We start from the raw sequence: 16,658 nt of genomic DNA on the forward strand, positions 1-16,658 counted from the left end.
GAAGCAAGAGAAGATCGCCTCAGGGCGATACAACAGCAGTGTGACTCTTGTTCCCTTCGCAGGTATTAACCTGATCAGGTTCCGCGGATCCCGAATTAACGGTCTCAGCCCGTGCTTTCACACTGGGCACTCCGACAAGAAAAATCCCCCTCCGCAGAGGGGCGAATGGTTGTAAATTACTCGTTAACGATTAAGAACTCAAGCAGGGCGCGCAACGTTATCGCTGGTGCTGATAGTCAGGTTGTTGTCCAGCACGAGGGCGATGAGCTTGTCTTCCAGCGTGAATCGCTCTTCCAGTGCTTCGCCAAGGTCGGAAAGCGCCTGCTGAAACTCAAGATAGTTATCGTGATCGATAGCATTCTCAAGCGTGGAATCGTAGTAGTCCATGATCTGCTGGGTGTTGGCTTCCAGCAGCGGACAGAGTTTGCTGGCCGCTAAATACGGCGTTGTCCCTTCCATTTCGCGGATAATGCGTTCATAAAGGTTGAAATGGCCGTCGGAGAGGTAGTCGACCAGGCTCTGACAAAAGTCGTCCAGCGCTTTTTCATTGAGTCGCATAAAGGATTCTTTGCCAGGCTTAAGACCAACCAGATTGTAATACGCCACAAGGAGATGCTTGCGCACATGTAGCCAGCGATCCACCAGGGTGTTACTTCCTCCAACGCGCTCAGTCAGGCTTTCCAGCTGGTTTAACATGGTCGACTCCATAAGGTTTAAAATGGGATCTGCTTATCCAAAATGTAACCACAATGCTAACAACATGTCAGTGAAGCGAAGGTAGTGCAATAGATATGGATCGTATTATTGAAAAATCAGATCTGGGTTGGTGGATCGTCAGCCACGAACAAAAATTATGGCTGCCCTCAGGAGAGTTGCCCTACGGTGCCGCGGAAACGTTCGATCTGGTGGGCCAGTCCGCGCTGAAGATCGGCGAGTGGCAGGGCGATCCCGTGTGGTTGATCCAACAGGCGCGCCGTCAGGATATGGGATCCGTACGTCAGGTGCTGGATCTGGACGTCGGCCTGTTCCAGCTGGCGGGGCGCGGCGTACAGCTGGCGGAGTTTTACCGCTCGCACAAATACTGCGGTTACTGCGGCCACACCATGCACCCGAGCAAAACCGAATGGGCGCTGCTCTGCGGCCACTGCCGTGAACGTTACTACCCGCAAATCGCACCGTGCATCATTGTCGCCATCCGCCGTGATGATTCCATCCTGCTGGCGCAGCATACCCGCCATCGCAACGGCATTCACACCGTCCTCGCCGGGTTCGTGGAAGTCGGCGAAACGCTGGAACAGGCGGTGGCGCGCGAGGTGATGGAGGAGAGCGGCATTAAGGTGAAAAACCTGCGCTATGTGACGTCGCAGCCGTGGCCGTTCCCGATGTCCCTGATGACCGCGTTTATGGCGGAATACGACAGCGGCGAGATTGTTATCGATCAGAAAGAGCTGCTGGAGGCGAACTGGTATCGCTACGACGATTTACCGCTGCTGCCCCCGCCGGGAACGGTGGCGCGTCGCCTGATAGAAGATACCGTGGCAATGTGTCGGGCCGAGTATGAGTAGTGTTACACTGACGGACTGACGCAATAAGGAACTGCAAAATGACCGAACTGAAGAACGATCGTTATCTGCGTGCGCTGCTGCGCCAGCCCGTTGATGTCACCCCGGTGTGGATGATGCGCCAGGCGGGACGCTATCTGCCAGAGTACAAAGCCACGCGCGCGCAGGCGGGCGATTTTATGTCGCTGTGCAAAAACGCCGAGCTGGCCTGTGAAGTGACGCTCCAGCCGCTGCGCCGCTTCCCGCTGGATGCCGCCATTCTCTTTTCGGACATTCTTACCATTCCGGACGCGATGGGCCTGGGGCTCTATTTCGAAACCGGCGAGGGGCCGCGTTTTACCTCACCGATCAAAAGCAAAGCCGACGTTGATAAGCTGCCGATCCCCGATCCGGAAGGCGAGCTGGGCTATGTGATGAACGCCGTGCGCACCATCCGCCGCGAGCTCAAAGGCGACGTGCCGCTGATTGGCTTCTCCGGTAGTCCGTGGACGCTGGCAACCTACATGGTGGAAGGTGGCAGCAGCAAAGCCTTTACCGTCATCAAAAAGATGATGTACGCAGAGCAGCAGGCCCTGCATGCCCTGCTCGACAAGCTGGCGAAGAGCGTCACGCTCTATCTCAACGCGCAGATTAAAGCGGGCGCGCAGTCGGTGATGATTTTCGACACCTGGGGCGGCGTGCTGACCGGGCGTGATTATCAGCAGTTCTCCCTGTACTACATGCACAAAATTGTCGATGGTCTGCTGCGTGAAAACGAAGGCCGTCGCGTGCCGGTAACGCTGTTTACGAAAGGCGGCGGTCAGTGGCTGGAAGCGATGGCGGCCACCGGCTGTGATGCGCTGGGCCTCGACTGGACCACTGATATTGCCGATGCGCGTCGTCGTGTGGGGGATAAAGTGGCGCTCCAGGGCAACATGGACCCGTCCATGCTCTATGCGCAGCCTGCCCGTATCGAAGAAGAAGTGTCGACTATACTGTCTGGTTTCGGCCAGGGCGAAGGCCACGTCTTCAACCTCGGTCACGGTATTCATCAGGATGTACCGCCAGAACACGCTGGCGTATTTGTGGAGGCGGTGCATCGGCTTTCTGCCCAGTATCACAAGTAAGGAGTGGTTATGGATCTCGCGTCGCTACGCGCTCAGCAAATCGAACTGGCTTCATCGGTGATCCGCGAGGATCGTCTGGATACGGACCCTCCGCGATACATTGGCGGGGCGGATGTCGGGTTTGAGCAAGGCGGTGAAGTGACGCGAGCGGCGATGGTGGTGCTGAAATACCCGTCGCTGGAGCTGGTGGAGTACAAGGTGGCGCGTATCGCCACCACCATGCCCTATATCCCCGGCTTTCTCTCCTTCCGCGAATATCCCGCGCTGCTGGCCGCGTGGGAGCAACTCTCGCAAAAACCCGATCTGCTGTTTGTGGATGGGCACGGCATCTCCCATCCGCGTCGCCTGGGCGTTGCCAGCCACTTTGGTCTGCTGGTAGACGTGCCGACCATCGGCGTGGCGAAAAAACGCCTGTGCGGCGCGTTTGAGCCGCTCTCTGCCGAACCGGGCGCGCTGGCGCCGCTTATCCATAAAGGCGAGCAGCTGGCGTGGGTCTGGCGCAGTAAAGCGCGCTGCAATCCGCTGTTTATCGCAACCGGGCATCGGGTCAGCATGGACAGCGCCCTGGCGTGGGTGCAACGCTGTATGAAGGGCTACCGCTTACCTGAGCCTACCCGCTGGGCTGACGCCGTTGCCTCTTCACGTCCGGCATTCATTCGTTGGCAGGAAATTCAGCCGTGATTCAGGTAAACTGCGGCTAATTTTCGATTCGAGACATCATCATGTTACAAAACCCGATTCATCTGCGCCTTGAGAAGCTGGAAAGCTGGCAGCACGTGACGTTTATGGCTTGCCTGTGCGAGCGCATGTACCCCAACTATGCCGCGTTCTGTAAGCAAACGGAGTTTGGCGAAGGCCAGATTTATCGACGTATCCTGGATTTGATCTGGGAGACGCTGACGGTCAAAGACGCAAAGGTAAACTTCGACTCTCAGCTTGAAAAGCTGGAAGAGGCAATTCCTGCGGCGGACGATTACGACCTGTATGGCGTCTACCCGGCTATCGATGCCTGTGTGGCGTTGAGCGAGCTGATCCACTCCCGTCTGAGCGGTGAAACCCTGGAGCACGCCATTGAAGTCAGTAAGGCATCCATCACCACCGTCGCGATGCTGGAAATGACCCAGGAAGGCCGTGAAATGACCGACGAAGAGCTGCGTGCTAACCCGGCGGTTGAACAGGAATGGGATATTCAGTGGGAAATTTTCCGTCTGCTGGCGGAGTGTGAAGAACGTGATATTGAGCTGATCAAAGGGCTTCGCGCGGACCTGCGCGAGGCCGGCGAGAGCAATATTGGTATAATTTTTAACCAATGAGACAACAAAACGTGATTTAACGCCTGTTTTGTCACTCCTCGACTCTTCCCTTTCGCCCCCCGTCTGGTCTACATTTGGGGGGCGAAAAAAAGTGGCTATCGGTGCGTGTATGCAGGAGAGTGCTTTTTTGGCATTTTCGTCGCACTCGATGCTTAGCAAGCGATAAACACATTGAAAGGATAACTTATGAACAAGACTCAACTGATTGATGTAATTGCGGACAAGGCTGATCTGTCTAAAGTGCAGGCTAAAGCTGCTCTGGAATCTACCCTGGCTGCTATTACTGAGTCTCTGAAAGAAGGCGATGCTGTACAACTGGTTGGTTTCGGTACCTTCAAAGTGAACCACCGCGCTGAGCGTACTGGCCGCAACCCGCAGACCGGTAAAGAAATCAAAATCGCCGCAGCTAACGTGCCGGCATTTGTTTCTGGTAAAGCACTGAAAGACGCAGTTAAGTAAGACGCGTGGCAGTGAACAGTTTTAACGAAGGGGCGGCAACGCCCCTTTTGTCATTCTGGCGTGGACCGCTCGCGCTGGCAGGCGTACTGTTGCTGTCTGCCTGTAGTCATGATTCCTCACTCCCCCCGTTTACCGCCAGCGGCTACGCTGACAACCAGGGTGCGGTCAGGATCTGGCGCAAAGATTCCAGCGATGAAGTGCATATGCTTACCGCGTTCAGTCCGTGGCATAACGGCAATACCTCGACCGCAGAATACCGCTGGCAGGGCGATGCGCTGTCGCTCATTGAACTGAATATCTACAGTAAGACTCCCGAACACGTGAAGGTGCGTTTTGACGACCACGGCGAGCTGAGCTTTATGCAGCATGAGGTCAGTGGACTGAAACAGCAGCTTTCCAGCGATCAGGTCGCGCTCTACCGCTACCGTGCTGAACAACTTCGCCAGACCAGCGATGCGCTGCGTCAGGGCCGCGTGGTGCTGCGCCAGGGGCGCTGGCATGCCGACGGCACGGTGACCACCTGCGAAGGGCAGACAGTGAAGCCTGAGCTTGAATCCTGGGCAACCGAACACATTCAGCGTCGTCAGCGGCATTCATCTATGGAGGTGAGTGTGGCATGGCTGGAAGCGCCGGAAGGCTCTCAGCTGTTGCTGGTGGCGAACGAAGATTTCTGCACCTGGCAGCCGACAGAAAAGAGTTTTTGATTTAAGTCCCCTCTCCCTTGAGGGAGAGGGTTAGGGTGAGGGGGAAATTACTCCCCCTGCTCCCGCGCAATGGCACGATAGCCGATATCCTGGCGGCTGAAGCTGCCGTTCCAGTGAATATCCGCCATCAACGCATAGGCGCGCTTCTGCGCCTCTGCCACGGTATGACCCAGTGCGGTCGCACACAGCACGCGTCCACCATTAGTGAGCACGCGGTCATCGTCAGAGAGCTTTGTACCGGCGTGGAACACCTTCGCACCGTCAATCTCTTCCAGCGGCAGGCCGTGGATCTCATCCCCGGTGTTGTAGCTACCCGGATAGCCACCCGCAGCAATCACCACACCTAAAGAGGCACGCTCGTCCCACTCGGAAGTTTTCTCATTCAGCTTGCCTTCGCACGCCGCCAGACACAGATCAACCAGATCGGACTTCATGCGCAGCATGATCGGCTGAGTTTCCGGATCGCCGAAGCGGCAGTTGAATTCAATCACCTTCGGGTTACCCTGCTTGTCGATCATCAGGCCTGCGTAGAGGAAACCGGTGTAGGTATTGCCTTCCGCCGCCATCCCTTTTACGGTTGGCCAGATGATGCGGTCCATGGTGCGCTGGTGTACTTCGTCAGTGACCACCGGAGCAGGGGAGTAAGCACCCATCCCGCCGGTGTTTGGACCCGTGTCGGCATTGCCTACGCGCTTGTGATCCTGGCTGGTGGCCATCGGCAGGACGTGCTCACCGTCAACCATCACGATAAAGCTCGCTTCTTCACCGTCGAGGAACTCTTCAATCACGATGCGGTGGCCCGCATCGCCAAAGGCGTTACCCGCCAGCATATCCTGCACAGCGGCTTCCGCTTCTTCAAGGGTCATCGCCACGATAACGCCTTTCCCGGCAGCCAGACCGTCGGCTTTAATCACAATCGGCGCGCCTTTTTCACGCAGGTAAGCCAGAGCAGGCTCTACCTCGGTGAAGTTCTGATATTCCGCCGTCGCGATGTTATGACGCGCGAGGAAATCTTTGGTGAAGGCTTTTGAACCTTCCAGCTGTGCGGCACCTTCCGTTGGGCCGAAAATTTTCAGGCCCGCGGCGCGGAAGGCATCTACAACGCCGATCACCAGCGGCGCTTCCGGGCCCACAATCGTCAGATCGATATTCTCGTTCCGGGCAAAGCTCAGCAGCGCCGGGATATCGGTTACGCCGATGGCGACGTTCTGTAGCGCGGGCTCCAGTGCGGTACCGGCGTTACCCGGTGCCACAAAGACGGTTTCAACCTGCGGAGACTGCGCTGCTTTCCACGCCAGGGCGTGCTCGCGCCCGCCATTACCAATCACTAATACTTTCATTTTCTGCTCCGGAAATTAATGGCGGAAGTGGCGCATGTCGGTAAAGATCATTGCGATGCCGTGTTCGTCGGCAGCGGCAATCACTTCGTCATCACGGATTGAACCGCCAGGCTGGATCACACAGGTGATGCCCACAGCAGCGGCCGCATCAATACCGTCGCGGAACGGGAAGAAGGCGTCAGAGGCCATGGCGGAACCTTTGACTTCCAGACCTTCGTCACCTGCTTTAATACCCGCGATTTTCGCAGAGTAAACGCGGCTCATCTGGCCTGCGCCTATCCCGATGGTCATGTTCTCTTTGGCGTAAACAATGGCGTTAGACTTCACGAACTTCGCCACTTTCCAGCAGAACAGCGCGTCGCGCAGCTCCTGTTCGGTCGGCTGACGTTTGGTCACCACGCGCAGGTCGGCTTCTATCACCATACCCAAATCGCGATCCTGAACCAGCAGACCGCCGTTCACGCGCTTGAAGTCCAGGCCCGGCACGCGTTCCGCCCACTGACCGCAAACCAGCACGCGCATGTTCTGTTTCGCCGCGGTGATTTTCAGCGCTTCTTCGGATGCGGATGGCGCGATGATCACTTCGACAAACTGACGGGAGATGATGGCCTGCGCGGTTTCCGCATCCAGCTCGCGGTTGAAGGCGATAATGCCGCCGAACGCGGAGGTCGGGTCGGTTTTGTAGGCGCGATCGTAGGCATCCATAATGGAGGTGCTTACTGCGACGCCGCATGGGTTGGCGTGCTTGACGATAACGCAGGCCGGCTCGCTGAACTCTTTCACGCATTCCAGCGCGGCGTCGGTATCGGCAATGTTGTTATAAGAGAGGGCTTTGCCCTGTACCTGCTGAGCAGTCGCAACAGAGGCTTCTTTCACCTCTTCTTCTATATAGAAGGCTGCCTGCTGGTGGCTGTTCTCGCCGTAGCGCATATCCTGCTTCTTAATGAAGTTCAGGTTCAGGGTGCGCGGGAAGCGACCAGATGGATCTTTGCTTTCACCGTGGTAGGCAGGAACCAGGCTACCGAAGTAGTTGGCGATCATGCTGTCGTACGCGGCGGTGTGTTCGAAGGCTTTGATGGCGAGGTCGAAACGCGTATCAAGCGTCAGGGACCCTTCGTTGGCGTCCATCTCATTAATAATGGCGCTGTAGTCGCTGCTCTTCACCACGATGGCCACATCTTTATGGTTCTTGGCTGCGGAGCGCACCATGGTCGGGCCGCCGATATCAATGTTCTCTACGGCATCTTCCAGAGAACAGCCTTCGCGGGCGACGGTCTGGGCGAAGGGATAGAGGTTAACGACAACCATGTCGATGGGGGCAATATTGTGCTGCTCCATAATGCCGTCGTCCTGACCGCGACGACCCAGAATGCCGCCGTGCACTTTCGGGTGCAGGGTTTTGACGCGTCCATCCATCATTTCCGGGAAACCGGTGTAGTCGGACACTTCGGTTACCGGCAGACCTTTCTCTGCTAACAGGCGAGCGGTACCGCCTGTAGAAAGCAGCTCCACACCGCGTGCGGAAAGTGCCTGAGCGAATTCGATGATACCGGCTTTATCAGAAACACTGAGCAGAGCGCGGCGGACTGGACGACGTTGTTGCATGGTAAATCCCCTGGATTTCACGATTACAGAGAGCGTTAGATGAATTTTCCAGCGAAAAACTCATCTAACACACCTGACGAGGCCTCCTTGTTAAGCGCGAGCATTTTAACGAAAACGTTTGCGCAACGCTCGCATATTTTCACTTTTTCGAAGCGCTGTGGATAACTCTGTGTGTAAAAGGGTATAAGGCGGGGTTTTGCTGGGGAATGCAGCAGTCAGTCATTTTTCTGTCATTTAGCGGTTGCGGCCTGCGGAGAACTCCCTATAATGCGCCTCCATCGACACGGCGGATGTGAATCACTTCACAGACTACCCGGTCGGTTGAAGAGAAAAAATCCTGAAATAACGGGTTGACTCTGAAAGAGGAAAGCGTAATATACGCCACCTCGCGACAGAGCGCTGAAGCGCGTCGCAACTGCTCTTTAACAATTTATCAGACAATCTGTGTGGGCACTCAAAGTGACATGGATTCTTAACGTCCTCGGACGAAAAATGAATACCAAGTCTCTGAGTGAACATACGTAATTCATTACGAAGTTTAATTCACGAGCATCAAACTTAAATTGAAGAGTTTGATCATGGCTCAGATTGAACGCTGGCGGCAGGCCTAACACATGCAAGTCGAACGGTAACAGGAAGCAGCTTGCTGCTTTGCTGACGAGTGGCGGACGGGTGAGTAATGTCTGGGAAACTGCCTGATGGAGGGGGATAACTACTGGAAACGGTAGCTAATACCGCATAACGTCGCAAGACCAAAGAGGGGGACCTTCGGGCCTCTTGCCATCGGATGTGCCCAGATGGGATTAGCTAGTAGGTGGGGTAACGGCTCACCTAGGCGACGATCCCTAGCTGGTCTGAGAGGATGACCAGCCACACTGGAACTGAGACACGGTCCAGACTCCTACGGGAGGCAGCAGTGGGGAATATTGCACAATGGGCGCAAGCCTGATGCAGCCATGCCGCGTGTATGAAGAAGGCCTTCGGGTTGTAAAGTACTTTCAGCGGGGAGGAAGGCGACAGGGTTAATAACCCTGTCGATTGACGTTACCCGCAGAAGAAGCACCGGCTAACTCCGTGCCAGCAGCCGCGGTAATACGGAGGGTGCAAGCGTTAATCGGAATTACTGGGCGTAAAGCGCACGCAGGCGGTCTGTCAAGTCGGATGTGAAATCCCCGGGCTCAACCTGGGAACTGCATTCGAAACTGGCAGGCTAGAGTCTTGTAGAGGGGGGTAGAATTCCAGGTGTAGCGGTGAAATGCGTAGAGATCTGGAGGAATACCGGTGGCGAAGGCGGCCCCCTGGACAAAGACTGACGCTCAGGTGCGAAAGCGTGGGGAGCAAACAGGATTAGATACCCTGGTAGTCCACGCCGTAAACGATGTCGACTTGGAGGTTGTGCCCTTGAGGCGTGGCTTCCGGAGCTAACGCGTTAAGTCGACCGCCTGGGGAGTACGGCCGCAAGGTTAAAACTCAAATGAATTGACGGGGGCCCGCACAAGCGGTGGAGCATGTGGTTTAATTCGATGCAACGCGAAGAACCTTACCTACTCTTGACATCCAGAGAACTTAGCAGAGATGCTTTGGTGCCTTCGGGAACTCTGAGACAGGTGCTGCATGGCTGTCGTCAGCTCGTGTTGTGAAATGTTGGGTTAAGTCCCGCAACGAGCGCAACCCTTATCCTTTGTTGCCAGCGGTCCGGCCGGGAACTCAAAGGAGACTGCCAGTGATAAACTGGAGGAAGGTGGGGATGACGTCAAGTCATCATGGCCCTTACGAGTAGGGCTACACACGTGCTACAATGGCGCATACAAAGAGAAGCGACCTCGCGAGAGCAAGCGGACCTCATAAAGTGCGTCGTAGTCCGGATTGGAGTCTGCAACTCGACTCCATGAAGTCGGAATCGCTAGTAATCGTGGATCAGAATGCCACGGTGAATACGTTCCCGGGCCTTGTACACACCGCCCGTCACACCATGGGAGTGGGTTGCAAAAGAAGTAGGTAGCTTAACCTTCGGGAGGGCGCTTACCACTTTGTGATTCATGACTGGGGTGAAGTCGTAACAAGGTAACCGTAGGGGAACCTGCGGTTGGATCACCTCCTTACCTTAAAGAACCTGCCTTTGTAGTGTCCACACAGATTGTCTGATGAAAAGTAAATAGCAAGGCGTCTTGCGATTGAGACTGTACGTCCCCTTCGTCTAGAGGCCCAGGACACCGCCCTTTCACGGCGGTAACAGGGGTTCGAATCCCCTAGGGGACGCCACTTGCTGGTTCGTGAGTGAAAGTCACCTGCCGTCATATCTCAAAACTGACTTGCGAGTCATGTTTGAGATATTTGCTCTTTAAAAATCTGGATCAAGCTGAAAATTGAAACGACACACAGCTCATGTGTGTTCGAGTCTCTCAAATTTTCGCAATCAGAAGTGAAACATCTTCGGGTTGTGAGGTTAAGCGACTAAGCGTACACGGTGGATGCCCTGGCAGTCAGAGGCGATGAAGGACGTGCTAATCTGCGAAAAGCGCCGGCGAGGTGATATGAACCTTTGACCCGGCGATGTCCGAATGGGGAAACCCAGTGCAATCCGTTGCACTATCGTTAACTGAATACATAGGTTAACGAGGCGAACCGGGGGAACTGAAACATCTAAGTACCCCGAGGAAAAGAAATCAACCGAGATTCCCCCAGTAGCGGCGAGCGAACGGGGAGCAGCCCGGAGTCTGAATCAGCTTGTGTGTTAGTGGAACGGTCTGGAAAGTCCGACGGTACAGGGTGATAGTCCCGTACACGAAAGCACACTTGCTGTGAACTCGAAGAGTAGGGCGGGACACGTGGTATCCTGTCTGAATATGGGGGGACCATCCTCCAAGGCTAAATACTCCTGACTGACCGATAGTGAACCAGTACCGTGAGGGAAAGGCGAAAAGAACCCCGGCGAGGGGAGTGAAAAAGAACCTGAAACCGTGTACGTACAAGCAGTGGGAGCCTCTTTATGGGGTGACTGCGTACCTTTTGTATAATGGGTCAGCGACTTATATTCTGTAGCAAGGTTAACCGTATAGGGGAGCCGAAGGGAAACCGAGTCTTAACTGGGCGTTAAGTTGCAGGGTATAGACCCGAAACCCGGTGATCTAGCCATGGGCAGGTTGAAGGTTGGGTAACACTAACTGGAGGACCGAACCGACTAATGTTGAAAAATTAGCGGATGACCTGTGGCTGGGGGTGAAAGGCCAATCAAACCGGGAGATAGCTGGTTCTCCCCGAAAGCTATTTAGGTAGCGCCTCGTGAACTCATCTTCGGGGGTAGAGCACTGTTTCGGCTAGGGGGCCATCCCGGCTTACCAACCCGATGCAAACTACGAATACCGAAGAATGTTATCACGGGAGACACACGGCGGGTGCTAACGTCCGTCGTGAAGAGGGAAACAACCCAGACCGCCAGCTAAGGTCCCAAAGTCATGGTTAAGTGGGAAACGATGTGGGAAGGCACAGACAGCCAGGATGTTGGCTTAGAAGCAGCCATCATTTAAAGAAAGCGTAATAGCTCACTGGTCGAGTCGGCCTGCGCGGAAGATGTAACGGGGCTAAACCATGCACCGAAGCTGCGGCAGCGACACTATGTGTTGTTGGGTAGGGGAGCGTTCTGTAAGCCGTTGAAGGTGTCCTGTGAGGGGTGCTGGAGGTATCAGAAGTGCGAATGCTGACATAAGTAACGATAAAGCGGGTGAAAAGCCCGCTCGCCGGAAGACCAAGGGTTCCTGTCCAACGTTAATCGGGGCAGGGTGAGTCGACCCCTAAGGCGAGGCCGAAAGGCGTAGTCGATGGGAAACAGGTTAATATTCCTGTACTTGGTGTTACTGCGAAGGGGGGACGGAGAAGGCTATGTCAGCCGGGCGACGGTTGTCCCGGTTTAAGCATGTAGGCGGAGGTTCCAGGTAAATCCGGTACCTTATTAACGCTGAGGTGTGATGACGAGGCACTACGGTGCTGAAGTGATAAATGCCCTGCTTCCAGGAAAAGCCTCTAAGCATCAGGTAACACGAAATCGTACCCCAAACCGACACAGGTGGTCAGGTAGAGAATACCAAGGCGCTTGAGAGAACTCGGGTGAAGGAACTAGGCAAAATGGTGCCGTAACTTCGGGAGAAGGCACGCTGATATGTAGGTGAAGCCCCTGCGGGCGGAGCTGAAATCAGTCGAAGATACCAGCTGGCTGCAACTGTTTATTAAAAACACAGCACTGTGCAAACACGAAAGTGGACGTATACGGTGTGACGCCTGCCCGGTGCCGGAAGGTTAATTGATGGGGTTAGCGGCAACGCGAAGCTCTTGATCGAAGCCCCGGTAAACGGCGGCCGTAACTATAACGGTCCTAAGGTAGCGAAATTCCTTGTCGGGTAAGTTCCGACCTGCACGAATGGCGTAATGATGGCCAGGCTGTCTCCACCCGAGACTCAGTGAAATTGAACTCGCTGTGAAGATGCAGTGTACCCGCGGCAAGACGGAAAGACCCCGTGAACCTTTACTATAGCTTGACACTGAACACTGGTCCTTGATGTGTAGGATAGGTGGGAGGCTTTGAAGCGTGGACGCCAGTCTGCGTGGAGCCAACCTTGAAATACCACCCTTTAATGGCTGGTGTTCTAACGTAGACCCGTAATCCGGGTTGCGGACAGTGTCTGGTGGGTAGTTTGACTGGGGCGGTCTCCTCCCAAAGAGTAACGGAGGAGCACGAAGGTTGGCTAATCCTGGTCGGACATCAGGAGGTTAGTGCAATGGCATAAGCCAGCTTGACTGCGAGCGTGACGGCGCGAGCAGGTGCGAAAGCAGGTCATAGTGATCCGGTGGTTCTGAATGGAAGGGCCATCGCTCAACGGATAAAAGGTACTCCGGGGATAACAGGCTGATACCGCCCAAGAGTTCATATCGACGGCGGTGTTTGGCACCTCGATGTCGGCTCATCACATCCTGGGGCTGAAGTAGGTCCCAAGGGTATGGCTGTTCGCCATTTAAAGTGGTACGCGAGCTGGGTTTAGAACGTCGTGAGACAGTTCGGTCCCTATCTGCCGTGGGCGCTGGAGAATTGAGGGGGGCTGCTCCTAGTACGAGAGGACCGGAGTGGACGCATCACTGGTGTTCGGGTTGTCATGCCAATGGCACTGCCCGGTAGCTAAATGCGGAAGAGATAAGTGCTGAAAGCATCTAAGCACGAAACTTGCCCCGAGATGAGTTCTCCCTGAGACTTTAAGTCTCCTGAAGGAACGTTGAAGACGACGACGTTGATAGGTCGGGTGTGTAAGCGCAGCGATGCGTTGAGCTAACCGATACTAATGAACCGTGAGGCTTAACCTTACAACGCCGAAGCTGTTTTGGCGAAGAGAGACAGACACGATTTTCAGCCTGATACAGATTAACAGAATTTGCCTGGCGGCTTTAGCGCGGTGGTCCCACCTGACCCCATGCCGAACTCAGAAGTGAAACGCCGTAGCGCCGATGGTAGTGTGGGGTCTCCCCATGTGAGAGTAGGGAACTGCCAGGCATCAATCAGGAAGAACCCCGTACCGGAAGGTGCGGGGTTTTTTGCTTTGTGCGTTCTGAAAAGTCGGGTGGTGGCCCCACCTTACCCGCCCTACATGCTTTCCCTCCTTGAAACTTTCTCACCTTTCGCTTGCAGACTCGACATTAACCCCGTTTCTGGGTATCGTTAGCTGTCTGGATGTCTAAACGTTTATACGTATGTTGTGAGGATTTAAGGTTATGCCGATTCGGGTGCAGGACGAGCTACCAGCCGTCAATTTCTTGCGTGAAGAGAATGTCTTCGTCATGACGGCTTCGCGTGCGACAGGTCAGGAAATTCGCCCGCTGAAGGTGCTTATTCTCAATCTGATGCCAAAAAAGATCGAAACGGAGAACCAGTTCCTGCGTTTGCTCTCCAACTCTCCGCTTCAGGTTGATATCCAGCTGCTGCGCATTGACGCCCGTGAGTCACGCAACACGCCTGCTGAGCATCTGAATAACTTCTACTGTAATTTTGAAGATATTCGCGATGAGAATTTCGATGGACTGATCGTCACCGGCGCACCGCTGGGTCTGGTGGAATTTAATGACGTTGCCTACTGGCCACAAATCAGGCAGGTGCTGGAGTGGGCAAAAGATCACGTCACGTCCACCTTATTTGTCTGTTGGGCGGTACAGGCCGCGCTGAATATCCTCTATGGCATTCCCAAGCAAACCCGCAGCGACAAACTTTCTGGCGTATACGAACACCACATTCTTCACCCGCATGCGCTGCTGACGCGTGGTTTCGATGACACTTTCCTGGCTCCGCATTCTCGCTACGCCGATTTTCCGGCACAGCTGATCCGCGATTACACCGACCTGGAAATCCTGGCCGAAACGGAAGACGGCGATGCCTACCTGTTCGCCAGTAAAGACAAACGCATCGCGTTCGTTACCGGCCATCCTGAGTACGATCCGCATACCCTCGCGTCAGAGTATTTTCGTGACGTTGAAGCGGGTCTGAATCCGGATGTCCCGTACAACTATTTCCCGAAAAACGATCCGCAAAACACGCCTCGGGCAACCTGGCGTAGTCACGGAAATCTGCTGTTCACTAACTGGCTCAACTATTACGTCTACCAGATTACGCCGTACGATCTGCGCCACATGAATCCGACGCTGGAGTAATCGTCTGCATTAAACGATCCTAAAGCGTTTCAGCTATTCACATCAGGCACCTTCGGGTGCCTTTTTTATTTCCGAAAACCAACTCAACATCGTGAAAAACTTTAATCCCATATTAATCATACAGTTGTGATTGGATATGAATTAAAATGGAAATTGTTTTTGATTTTGGAAAAATTATAGATAGTCTTAATTCTGCTGAGCGAAAACTACACAACGATCTTTCGCTCGCATCGGGGGCGTGATTTTGGATCTTTGATGAGGAGCAGAACGATGACTCAACAGGCAACAACGGTCGATGAACTGACCTTTACCCAGCCGAATGGCGAGCAAGAACAGCAAGTTTTGACGGCAGAAGCGGTAGAGTTTCTGACTGAACTGGTGACTCGCTTTACGCCACAGCGTAATAAACTGCTGGCGGCACGCATTCATCAACAGCAGGAGATCGATAACGGCAAGTTGCCAGGGTTTATTTCGGAAACCGCTTCCATTCGTCATGGTGAATGGAAAATTCGCGGAATCCCTGAAGATTTACAGGATCGTCGCGTAGAGATCACCGGCCCGGTAGAGCGCAAAATGGTGATTAACGCCATGAATGCCAACGTCAAAGTATTTATGGCGGACTTCGAAGATTCCCTCGCGCCGGACTGGCAGAAAGTTATCGACGGGCAGATCAACCTGCGCGACGCCGTCAACGGCACCATCAGCTATACCAACGAAGCCGGTAAAATTTACCAGCTCAAACCGAATCCGGCGGTGCTGATCTGCCGCGTACGCGGTCTGCATTTGCCTGAAAAACACGTTACGTGGCGCGGAGAAGCGATTCCGGGCAGCCTGTTCGACTTTGCGCTGTACTTCTTCCACAACCATAAGAACCTGCTGGCGAAAGGCAGCGGCCCCTATTTCTATCTGCCGAAAACCCAGTCCTGGCAGGAAGCGGCGTGGTGGAGTGAAGTCTTCAGCTACGCAGAAGACCGCTTCAGCCTGCCGCGCGGCACCATTAAGGCCACGCTGCTGATTGAAACCCTGCCAGCCGTATTCCAGATGCATGAGATCCTCCATGCGCTGCGTGACCATATTGTGGGCCTGAACTGCGGCCGCTGGGATTACATCTTCAGCTACATCAAAACCCTGAAAAACCATGCCGACCGGGTATTGCCGGATCGTCAGGTTGTCACCATGGATAAACCCTTCCTCAGCGCCTACTCGCGCCTGCTGATTAAGACCTGCCACAAACGCGGCGCCTTTGCGATGGGCGGTATGGCGGCCTTTATCCCGAGCAAAGATGCTGAGCGTAACAACCAGGTGCTCAACAAGGTGAAAGCCGATAAAGAGCTGGAAGCCCGTAACGGCCACGACGGGACGTGGATTGCCCACCCCGGTCTGGCCGACACGGCGATGGAGGTCTTCAACCGCGTACTCGGCGACAACAAAAACCAGCTGTTTGTCACCCGTGAAGACGATGCGCCAATCGCAGAAGAACAGTTGCTTGCGCCGTGTGCGGGCGAGCGTACGGAAGAGGGCATGCGCGCCAATATTCGCGTCGCCGTGCAGTACATCGAGGCATGGATCTCCGGCAACGGCTGCGTGCCGATCTACGGCCTGATGGAAGATGCCGCCACGGCGGAAATTTCACGTACCTCCATCTGGCAGTGGATCCATCATCAAAAAACGCTCAGCAACGGCAAACCGGTCACCAAAGCCCTGTTCCGTCAGATGCTGGCCGAAGAGATGCGGGTCATCCAGGACGAACTGGGCGAGCACCGCTTCAGCAGCGGGCGTTTTAATGACGCTGCGCGCCTGATGGAGCAAATCACCACCTCTGATGACTTAATCGACTTCCTGACCCTGCCGGGCTACCGCTTCCTGGCGTAATTCACCACATAAC

Annotated in this window: 11 protein-coding genes, 1 tRNA gene, 3 rRNA genes and 1 riboswitch; of the genes, 12 read left to right on the plus strand and 3 right to left on the minus strand. The window is 54.8% G+C overall.

The features are described from left to right. Nucleotides 1-34: 34 nt before the first annotated feature. Nucleotides 35-144, minus strand: a riboswitch (TPP riboswitch). Between the two features lie 54 nt (nt 145-198). Then, a complete protein-coding gene (locus ACQG2Q_RS01320; RefSeq protein WP_023299075.1) occupies nt 199-696 on the minus strand; it encodes an Rsd/AlgQ family anti-sigma factor in 498 nt (165 codons plus the stop codon). Between the two features lie 95 nt (nt 697-791). Between ACQG2Q_RS01320 and nudC the strand changes: the two genes are divergently transcribed. The 6 genes from nudC to ACQG2Q_RS01350 all read left to right on the plus strand — a co-directional run bounded on the left by nudC (nt 792) and on the right by ACQG2Q_RS01350 (nt 5,144). Further along, entirely contained in the window at nt 792-1,565 is a 774-nt protein-coding gene (gene nudC / locus ACQG2Q_RS01325) for an NAD(+) diphosphatase (protein WP_022646710.1), read from the plus strand. Nucleotides 1,566-1,603: 38 nt separating this feature from the next. Further along, on the plus strand, nt 1,604-2,668 hold the full coding sequence (gene hemE, locus ACQG2Q_RS01330; RefSeq protein WP_058677637.1) for a uroporphyrinogen decarboxylase: 1,065 nt from the start codon (nt 1,604-1,606) through the stop codon (nt 2,666-2,668). Nucleotides 2,669-2,677: 9 nt separating this feature from the next. After that, nucleotides 2,678-3,349, plus strand: coding sequence for a deoxyribonuclease V (nfi, locus tag ACQG2Q_RS01335; protein ID WP_003862312.1), 672 nt, complete (start codon nt 2,678-2,680; stop codon nt 3,347-3,349). A 41-nt stretch (nt 3,350-3,390) separates the two neighbouring features. Further along, entirely contained in the window at nt 3,391-3,981 is a 591-nt protein-coding gene (locus tag ACQG2Q_RS01340) for a YjaG family protein (protein ID WP_022646712.1), read from the plus strand. A 186-nt stretch (nt 3,982-4,167) separates the two neighbouring features. After that, entirely contained in the window at nt 4,168-4,440 is a 273-nt protein-coding gene (gene hupA / locus ACQG2Q_RS01345; protein ID WP_002445246.1) for a nucleoid-associated protein HU-alpha, read from the plus strand. An 11-nt stretch (nt 4,441-4,451) separates the two neighbouring features. Next, complete coding sequence (locus ACQG2Q_RS01350; RefSeq protein WP_063149674.1) at nt 4,452-5,144, plus strand: DUF1481 domain-containing protein; 693 nt, start codon at nt 4,452-4,454, stop codon at nt 5,142-5,144. A gap of 47 nt (nt 5,145-5,191) precedes the next feature. Here the strand turns inward: ACQG2Q_RS01350 and purD are convergent, their stop codons facing one another. Then, nucleotides 5,192-6,484: a phosphoribosylamine--glycine ligase gene (gene purD / locus ACQG2Q_RS01355; RefSeq protein WP_096216876.1), complete on the minus strand. Its 1,293-nt coding sequence runs from the start codon at nt 6,482-6,484 to the stop codon at nt 5,192-5,194. Between the two features lie 15 nt (nt 6,485-6,499). Next, complete coding sequence (gene purH, locus ACQG2Q_RS01360) at nt 6,500-8,089, minus strand: bifunctional phosphoribosylaminoimidazolecarboxamide formyltransferase/IMP cyclohydrolase (protein ID WP_063850455.1); 1,590 nt, start codon at nt 8,087-8,089, stop codon at nt 6,500-6,502. Nucleotides 8,090-8,649: 560 nt separating this feature from the next. On the opposite strand from purH, the gene ACQG2Q_RS01365 reads away from it, so the two are divergent. From ACQG2Q_RS01365 to aceB, 6 genes are all read left to right on the plus strand, one after another. Continuing rightward, nucleotides 8,650-10,191, plus strand: a 16S ribosomal RNA gene (locus ACQG2Q_RS01365). 84 nt (nt 10,192-10,275) lie between these two features. After that, a tRNA-Glu gene (locus ACQG2Q_RS01370) sits at nt 10,276-10,351 on the plus strand. A 182-nt stretch (nt 10,352-10,533) separates the two neighbouring features. Then, nucleotides 10,534-13,438 (plus strand): 23S ribosomal RNA (locus ACQG2Q_RS01375). A 71-nt stretch (nt 13,439-13,509) separates the two neighbouring features. Beyond that, nucleotides 13,510-13,625, plus strand: a 5S ribosomal RNA gene (gene rrf, locus ACQG2Q_RS01380). Together the 16S, 23S and 5S rRNA genes with 1 tRNA gene alongside form the textbook arrangement of a ribosomal RNA operon. A gap of 218 nt (nt 13,626-13,843) precedes the next feature. Continuing rightward, nucleotides 13,844-14,773, plus strand: a complete 930-nt coding sequence (gene metA, locus ACQG2Q_RS01385; protein WP_022646716.1) for a homoserine O-acetyltransferase MetA — start codon at nt 13,844-13,846, stop codon at nt 14,771-14,773. Nucleotides 14,774-15,043: 270 nt separating this feature from the next. Then, entirely contained in the window at nt 15,044-16,645 is a 1,602-nt protein-coding gene (gene aceB / locus ACQG2Q_RS01390) for a malate synthase A (RefSeq protein WP_023299079.1), read from the plus strand. The last annotated feature ends 13 nt before the right edge of the window (nt 16,646-16,658 follow it).

The sequence above is a fragment of the Enterobacter cloacae complex sp. 370H10 genome, assembly GCF_050031535.1.
Taxonomy (GTDB): domain Bacteria; phylum Pseudomonadota; class Gammaproteobacteria; order Enterobacterales; family Enterobacteriaceae; genus Enterobacter; species Enterobacter intestinihominis.